Origin of the sequence: Coprococcus sp. RTP21428st1_C9_RTP21428_210409 (assembly GCF_040227395.1) — a bacterium.
Classification (GTDB): Bacteria; Bacillota; Clostridia; order Lachnospirales; family Lachnospiraceae; genus Coprococcus; species Coprococcus aceti.
The window spans coordinates 16,391-24,048 of the sequence record NZ_JBEHVV010000043.1; the positions used below are offsets into that span (position 1 = coordinate 16,391).

Annotated in this window: 9 protein-coding genes and 1 pseudogene; all 10 read right to left on the reverse strand. The window is 41.3% G+C overall.

Annotation, left to right across the window (positions count from 1 at the left end; all coding sequences use genetic code 11):
- Positions 1-226: pseudogene (locus tag ABUA34_RS14375) on the reverse strand (CHAP domain-containing protein); the annotation flags it as partial.
- A 709-nt stretch (positions 227-935) separates the two neighbouring features.
- On the reverse strand, positions 936-1,142 hold the full coding sequence (locus ABUA34_RS09255) for a hypothetical protein (RefSeq protein WP_012744284.1): 207 nt from the start codon (positions 1,140-1,142) through the stop codon (positions 936-938).
- A gap of 289 nt (positions 1,143-1,431) precedes the next feature.
- The gene (locus tag ABUA34_RS09260) at positions 1,432-1,599 is read right to left on the reverse strand and encodes a hypothetical protein (protein WP_173681429.1); all 168 of its coding nucleotides are present in this window, start codon (positions 1,597-1,599) and stop codon (positions 1,432-1,434) included.
- Between the two features lie 4 nt (positions 1,600-1,603).
- On the reverse strand, positions 1,604-1,738 hold the full coding sequence (locus tag ABUA34_RS09265) for a hypothetical protein (protein ID WP_255633202.1): 135 nt from the start codon (positions 1,736-1,738) through the stop codon (positions 1,604-1,606).
- A complete protein-coding gene (locus ABUA34_RS09270; RefSeq protein WP_027090284.1) occupies positions 1,735-2,640 on the reverse strand; it encodes a ParB/RepB/Spo0J family partition protein in 906 nt (301 codons plus the stop codon). The genes ABUA34_RS09265 and ABUA34_RS09270 overlap by 4 nt, the downstream gene beginning before the upstream one ends.
- Positions 2,630-3,415: a ParA family protein gene (locus ABUA34_RS09275; protein WP_349823205.1), complete on the reverse strand. Its 786-nt coding sequence runs from the start codon at positions 3,413-3,415 to the stop codon at positions 2,630-2,632. The genes ABUA34_RS09270 and ABUA34_RS09275 overlap by 11 nt, the downstream gene beginning before the upstream one ends.
- 52 nt (positions 3,416-3,467) lie before the next feature.
- Positions 3,468-4,328 (reverse strand): tyrosine-type recombinase/integrase, encoded by an 861-nt coding sequence (locus tag ABUA34_RS09280; protein WP_349823206.1) that lies wholly within the window; start codon positions 4,326-4,328, stop codon positions 3,468-3,470.
- A 38-nt stretch (positions 4,329-4,366) separates the two neighbouring features.
- Positions 4,367-4,549 carry a hypothetical protein gene (locus tag ABUA34_RS09285; RefSeq protein ID WP_055271913.1) on the reverse strand — a complete coding sequence of 61 codons (183 nt, stop codon included), beginning with the start codon at positions 4,547-4,549 and terminating at the stop codon, positions 4,367-4,369.
- Between the two features lie 825 nt (positions 4,550-5,374).
- Positions 5,375-6,562, reverse strand: a complete 1,188-nt coding sequence (tuf, locus tag ABUA34_RS09290) for an elongation factor Tu (RefSeq protein ID WP_349823207.1) — start codon at positions 6,560-6,562, stop codon at positions 5,375-5,377.
- A gap of 202 nt (positions 6,563-6,764) precedes the next feature.
- The coding region (locus ABUA34_RS09295) for a translation factor GTPase family protein (protein ID WP_502880266.1) at positions 6,765-7,658 on the reverse strand (894 nt) is incomplete at its 5' end.

Sequence of the window (7,658 nt, forward strand, 5' to 3'; positions counted from 1 at the left end):
CCTTAAACCATTGTACTCCGTTGACACAGCCTGCATATTTTGGGATAACTCCAGCGTCGATATAGCCGCACTCGTTGGCACACCAAGATACAAAGCAAGCACACCATTCTACACGGGAGTTAAAACCGTACCACGACCAATACGGCTGACCGCCCACATTGCCAACCAGAGAGAGTGCAACGGTCACGATCTGTCCGTCGCCGCCTGTAATGCCGTAAAGCACCTGTGACCAAAGGTAATTGTTTTCATCTGCAAACAGTTCAGCGAGGTAGCCTTTCTGTTCTTCGTTAAAACCATATTGCGCCGCCATTTCCTCGGCAGTCTTGTGGCTGACGGTAATATACAGATAGGTTTGTGTGACCGTGCTTTCAGTTTCCACGATATTACCGTGTCCGTCATCGGTTTCGGTAATAACTGTTTCGGTCTTGCTCTCTGTTCGGGAAGATATTTGATTCATCTCCCAAAAGATGTCTTTTAAGAGTTGCTTTTTGCCATCGTCCATTGTGGCAACCTCTTGGGGGTTATCTTGATCCGTATTCGTTTTTACAGAGTAAACGGCAAGCACCTCTTTCCAAACGGCTCTGCTGCCACTCATTTCAAGAACATCATAGGATACCGAGTTCTTTTCCTCTTGCAGCTTGGTATCGTATTCGGTATTGATTTCCTGCACAACGGTCTGCATACTCATTCCAGTGCCGGAATCTTCGTCTGAGAAGAAAATGCCAAATACTGAGCCGAGGATCATACCAATCAGGCAAATCACGATAATAACCAAAACCGCCACCCAGCCGCCTGCGGCGATAGCGGCAATCAAGGCTTTCGTTCCGGCAATAATCGCTTTAATGGCAAGTGCGGTCGCTTTGGCAATCGCCTTTACCGTAACCACGGCGGCTTTTGCCGCAGCCCTTGCCGCTTGTGCTGCTCTCTGTGCAGTTTTAACCGTAATGATTGAATCCACCTAAAAATCCTGGATTGCTATGCCCCCGCTTATGCCCCTTGTCATCATAATGGTTTAAACCGCCAAAGAATCCTGGTCGACTCTCACCTACTTTATGCCCGTTATTGTCATAATGATTCATACCACCAAAAAAGGAAGGCGAACTATGTCCGATTTTCTTTCCATTTGCATCATAGTCGTTCATACCACCAAAGAATCCTGGTCTGCTCTCGCCTACTTTTTTCCGTTTGCATCATAATGGTTTATGGATCCAAAGAATCCTGGTCTGCTATATCCTTTTTTACTCATAATGTCATCCTCCTGACTCTATTAGCCTCTTGTTTGATCTCAGAATAACACACTTTTCTCATTTGGAAGTCGCATAACAGGCGACATTCTTTTATCGCATTTACATTCATTTCATAATTGTTTTTGTCATCCAAAACCAGAATACCATAAATGCCAGCGGCAGAATTGATTTTTTAATTACATCTTCAATCGTCACCTTTTTTCTCCTTCTGTCTGATTCCTTCCGTCACCTCCCGATTGAGGTTTGCCAATATTTCTCTAACCACAGGAGAATCCAATCGAAAGGTTTCCAGATCTTTCTCCGTAAGCTCCCTTCCGTTCGCATCATATCTTCGTACATTTTTTAAAGCCATACTTTCACTTTCTTCCTGCTGATAATCTTAATGTTTTCAACAAATGTTTAAACTTCTCTCTTTTCATCTGTTTAACACGTATCTTTTCTATCTTTTTCCTATAGACTTGTATTCTACTTGCCATATCTTCATTGCTCATTCTTCACCCTCTCTTTCTGCCCACGATGCCAGAAGCATAAATATAATTTCTTCCATCTGAGTCTTTGTATATGTCTCTGGAAAATATTGTTTCAACTTTTTCGCCGGAATCTGCACTTGAACTTTTTCAGTACTTTCATTCATGCAAATCTGGTCAATCTCTGAATACGTCAACATCCGTTCTTTTGAAATCTGTTTCAATTCCTTTGCCTGCTTCATGGACGGTACCATATTGTGATTACTCATATACTGAAGTAACACCTGTTGTTCTTCATTTCTCAAATATGAAATTTCAACAGCCGTGTTAAAAGGAAGTTTCTTATCATCTGCCATTTCCAACAGTTCGGGAAGTAACAATGTCAAATGAATATATCTTAATATTTGTCTGGAACTATCTTCAGTATTCTGACTGACTTCCTCTGCCGCCAACTTCTTGCCAACTTGGCAAGAAGTTAAATCGGATCTCTTACCCTGTCGTTTCAATGCCTCATATTTCATTTTATAAGCAAAAGCTTTTTCACTGATTAAGAGTTCTTCTCTTTGAATATTGGAATCTACCATAATCACCGTTGATTCATCATCCGTAAGATCTTTGATGATAACCGGCATTTTCTCTAATCCTGCAAGTTCACATGCTCGTTTTCGCCGATGACCTGCTACCAACTCATAACCCCCAGACTCTCTCAACCGCACAATGCCAGGAACCAATACGCCGTATTGTATAATACTTTCTGATAATTCTTCCATTTTCTTATCATCTCTTACTTGAAATGGATGATTCGGAAATGGATGAAGACTTCCGATTGCTATCTCACTAATTCCATTGATTGACTCTTCGTTTGTTCCAAACAATGCATCAAGCGGCTGTAAGGAAACGGGAGTTGCTCTTTTTTTAGATGGCATCTTCTAGCACCTCCTCCGTCACTCTCCGATAAGCCTCTGTAGCTTTGCTTTTCGGATCATAAGAGAAAATACTCTGTCCTTCTCTGACTGCTTCCTTCATTCTTACAGAAAATGGAATATAATTATCAAAGATATGGATTTGACTTCCATATGCATTTCTGAGAAGCTCCATATTATTTCTGGCATCATTCGTATGAGCATCGACCATCGTAAACAAAATACCTCCTACTTGCAGCTTCGGATTGATCTGCTTACGGACCTTGCCGATTGTTTTTAACAGTTGCTGCAATCCTTTGATTGGTAGGTAGGACGCTTCAACCGGAATGAGAACTTCATCCGATGCAGCCAGCGCATTAATCGTAATCATTCCCAATGATGGCATACAATCTATGATGACTGCATCATATTGATCCTTGATACCATATAAAATCTGTTTCAATACATATTCCCTGCTCATTGCATTTACCAACTGTACTTCCGTACCTGCCAGTCCAATGTTAGAACAGATAATGTCTATCCCCTCTGCCTGATGTCTGATATAACCGTCGGAAGGAATATCTTCATCTTTCATTACTGCATCCATAAGAACTGTAAGTGTTTCATTACTGTCATCACAATCACGATATCCAAATCCTGCGGATACATCAGACTGTGGATCGGCATCAACGATTAACACTTTCATATTTTTTTGTGCTAATCCTACTGCTAAATTAGCTGTACATGCGGACTTTCCAGTTCCCCCTTTTTGGTTTACAATAGAAATAATTCTAGCCATTTTTTCATCACCTTTCAATCAATAAAAATGACCGAATCAGCTAAACAGATTTTCATCCATTACGAGCTAATTCGGTCCTGTTTTCGCTATTAAATTGTAATATCATCACTTTCGTGATACAGTAAAAGCATCTCAGATAAAAGCGAATATTTTCTTTCATCTGAATAAGGTTTTTATAAAAGATAGGCCTTTCCTTCATAAATTTGTTGATTCGTTGCAAGTTTTTTTCAGGACCAAATCGCCTCAACCCCTTGTATTTACTGGGTTTCCGTTGATTTAGTCTTATTTTATCATCATCATCACCAATTCGTATACCTGTCCAAAACAGCAATTCAAAAAGCACGTAATACTTATCAGACTTATCTACAACAGAGATAAACCTGTCATATTCTTCCTTTGTCCAGAAATCAATATGATCTGCATCTGATTTTCCCATCTTCTCAACACTTACACAGGGATTTTTAAGACCATATATCTTTGCAGCGTGCGTATATAATGCTGTAAGCTGGTTCTGTACCATGCGAAGATATGTCTGTGAATAGCCTTTCTCTTCCATGGCATTCTGCCACTGAATGATATCCGATGATGTAACCTCATCAACTTTCTTGTTCTTGAAGTATGGAAGAATATGCTTGTCAATCATGTACTTTTTATTATAGACAGTACGTTCTTTAAGCTTGTTCTTCTTGTCTTCAAAGTATATTTTGACATATGCTTCAAATGAAATATGCATGCTTCTATTTTCTTTTGCAATGAAATCAGCCTGCCAGCGTAAAGCATCCCTTTTTGTCTTAAACCCCCGCTTAGTAGTCTGGTGTCTGTCACCTTGCCAGTCTTTGAAATAGAACTTACAAAACCAACTTGCGGTCTTATCGTCCTTATACACACCCATTAAATCAACCCCTTTCAACAAACAAAGGTGTTAGCTAGGCTAACACCTTTGCTCAGAACTTATGCACAACTCATACCGTACCATCGCTCATTAAAATAAGCTCGTGATACTTTTCCGGGAATGGTGATGTAATTATTTGCTTCAAGCTCTGCATTCAGGCTTCTTATCATCTGATATGCTTTAGAGCGACTGATCCCAAGTAAGCCTATCAAATCATCAGCAGAATAATATATTTTCTCCATGCCATCACATCCTTTCCTTAAATTTATGTTGGGGCATTTATGCCGTTTGGTGTACGTTTTCCCCTCTCTGTATATATAATACCTTCTCCTCTATACACAGTCAAACGACCACAAAAGGCTGTAAATCTCCTCATAAACGAGTAGATTTTTCTTATCTCAAAAAAAAATCTGCTCATTTATGAGCAGAAAAAATAATTATTAATTTTTTATAAATTTTTGTTTTCCGACGTTTTTCAACTTTTCCATGTTGCCCTCATAATTACAGGATGCTATAATCGGGACATGGGTGCTACCATAACGGTAGGCGGTTAGTCCTTCACCAGAGGGACTGTGACCCTCTGATTACATAGAAACCTTTTACAGGAAGAATTGGAAAGGAGGGCTAAGCCAATGAGTATTATGGATTTCATTGCAGTAGTGGGCTTCGGCATCACCTGCTTTTGTGCCGGATACACATTCGGTAAAGATAGTAATAAACCACAAAAATAGCCGCCCAGGTCTGGTAAACTAAGCGGCATTTTTGTCAAACTAATTTTCTTGGGCTAACCGTCTATCGGTAGCACCTTTTTCTATATTCATATTAACACGCATCTACGTGTATGTCAAAATATTTTATCCCCTGTACCCTTACTATCCTATCTGTAAATCTCCTATCCTTAGATCTTCCCTCTGAGATTTTTATGTCATTTGTAGGGTCAGAGCTTATTTTTTGCTCTAAAATAGGGTCAAAATAGGGTCAAAAACCATTTTCAGGCAGAAAAAAAGACCTCCGAGGGCGAACCCTCGAAGGTCTGAAAATTCTTTATTTATGCGGTTTATCAGCGATTACTCGATGATAGAAGCAACTCTTCCTGAACCTACTGTTCTACCACCCTCACGGATAGCGAATGTAAGACCCTGGCTCATAGCGATTGGGTGGATGAGCTCGATTGTCATCTCTACGTTATCACCAGGCATGCACATCTCTGTACCAGCTGGAAGGTTACATACACCTGTAACGTCTGTTGTTCTGAAGTAGAACTGTGGACGATAGTTGTTGAAGAATGGTGTATGACGACCACCCTCGTCCTTTGTCAGAACGTAAACCTGTGCTGTGAACTTTGTATGACATGTAATTGAACTTGGCTTACAAAGAACCTGTCCTCTTACGATATCCTCTCTCTTGATACCACGAAGAAGGGCACCGATGTTATCACCAGCCTGACCTTCGTCAAGGAGCTTTCTGAACATCTCGATACCTGTTACTGTTGTCTTCTGGATCTCTGGCTTGATACCAACGATCTCAACTTCATCATTGAGGTGAATTACACCAGCCTCTACTCTACCAGTAGCAACTGTACCACGACCTGTGATTGTGAATACGTCCTCTACAGGCATGATGAATGGCTTATCTGTATCTCTCTGTGGATCTGGAATATATGAATCAATTGTATCCATAAGCTCCATGATCTTGTCTCCCCAAGGTCCCATTGGATCCTCAAGAGCCTTAAGAGCTGAACCCTTAACGATAGGACAATCATTGAATCCGTACTCCTCAAGCTGCTCTGTAACTTCCATCTCAACGAGCTCGATAAGCTCCTCATCGTCTACCATATCACACTTGTTAAGGAATACAACGATGTAAGGAACACCAACCTGACGTGAAAGAAGGATATGCTCCTTTGTCTGAGCCATAACACCATCAGTAGCAGCAACAACAAGGATAGCACCATCCATCTGAGCTGCACCAGTGATCATGTTCTTAACGTAATCAGCATGTCCTGGACAGTCAACGTGTGCGTAATGTCTCTTCTCTGTCTCGTACTCAACGTGAGCTGTAGAGATAGTGATACCTCTTTCTCTCTCCTCTGGAGCCTTATCAATGTTCTCGAAATCTGTAGCTGTGTTACCAGCAACTCTCTCTGAAAGAACCTTTGTGATAGCAGCTGTAAGAGTAGTCTTACCGTGATCTACGTGTCCGATTGTACCGATGTTACAATGTGGCTTACTTCTATTAAACTTTTCCTTTGCCATGATATAAAATCCTCCTTAAAAATTATACCCCACGCGGGTTACTCGGCTAAAAATCATTATATAGAAAATACTAGAGATTTTCAACCATTTTTTATCTCTTTATACCAGCAGGCTAACGATATGTAATCTTTAACCTGCCAGCATATATAATTTTTTATTTATATGACCTGAAAGACCAGGAAAATGTCTTTCGTCAAATATCTTACTTAGAATGCTCTGCGATAACCTTCTCCTGAATGCTCTTTGGACACTGAGCGTACTTCTCAAAGAACATTGAGTAGTTACCACGACCCTGTGTTGATGAACGAAGCTCTGTTGAGTATCCGAACATCTCTGCAAGTGGAACGAATGCTCTGACGATCTTACCACCGCCGATATCATCCATACCCTCGATCTGGCCTCTCTTAGCATTTAAGCTTCCGATTACATCACCGAGGTACTCCTCAGGCATTGTAACCTCAACCTTCATGATAGGCTCAAGAAGAACTGGGTCAGCCTTAGCCATAGCCTCCTTGAATGCCATAGAACCAGCGATGTGGAATGCCATCTCTGATGAATCGACCTCATGGTATGATCCATCGTATACGTTAGCATAAACACCAAGTACTGGGTAGCCGCCAAGGATACCAGCCTTAGCTGCCTCTTCGATACCCTCTCCAACTGCTGGGATGTACTCCTTAGGAATAGCACCACCGACAACTGTTGACTCGAACTTGAATGTCTCCTCACCGTTAGGATCCATAGGCTCGAACTTAACCTTACAATGACCGTACTGTCCACGACCACCTGACTGCTTAGCATACTTGCTGTCGATATCAACTGGCTTTGTGAATGTCTCCTTGTAAGCAACCTGAGGTGCACCAACGTTTGCCTCAACCTTGAACTCACGGAGAAGACGATCAACGATAACCTCAAGGTGAAGCTCACCCATTCCGGCAATGATTGTCTGTCCTGTCTCTTTGTCTGTATGAGCCTTGAATGTAGGATCCTCCTCAGCAAGCTTTGCGAGTGCCTCACCCATCTTACCCTGATCATTCTTGGTCTTAGGCTCGATAGCAAGCTCAATAACTGGCTCTGGGAATTCCATTGACTCAAG

Bases quoted from the DNA above. Each gene is read 5' to 3' on its own strand.
- ABUA34_RS09255 (WP_012744284.1), bottom strand. From the start codon at position 1,142: ATGAACGACTATGATGCAAATGGAAAGAAAATCGGACATAGTTCGCCT.
- ABUA34_RS09260 (WP_173681429.1), bottom strand. From the start codon at position 1,599: ATGGCTTTAAAAAATGTACGAAGATATGATGCGAACGGAAGGGAGCTT.
- ABUA34_RS09265 (WP_255633202.1), bottom strand. From the start codon at position 1,738: ATGAGCAATGAAGATATGGCAAGTAGAATACAAGTCTATAGGAAAAAG.
- ABUA34_RS09270 (WP_027090284.1), bottom strand. From the start codon at position 2,640: ATGCCATCTAAAAAAAGAGCAACTCCCGTTTCCTTACAGCCGCTTGAT.
- ABUA34_RS09275 (WP_349823205.1), bottom strand. From the start codon at position 3,415: ATGGCTAGAATTATTTCTATTGTAAACCAAAAAGGGGGAACTGGAAAG.
- ABUA34_RS09285 (WP_055271913.1), bottom strand. From the start codon at position 4,549: ATGGAGAAAATATATTATTCTGCTGATGATTTGATAGGCTTACTTGGG.
- tuf (WP_349823207.1), bottom strand. From the start codon at position 6,562: ATGGCAAAGGAAAAGTTTAATAGAAGTAAGCCACATTGTAACATCGGT.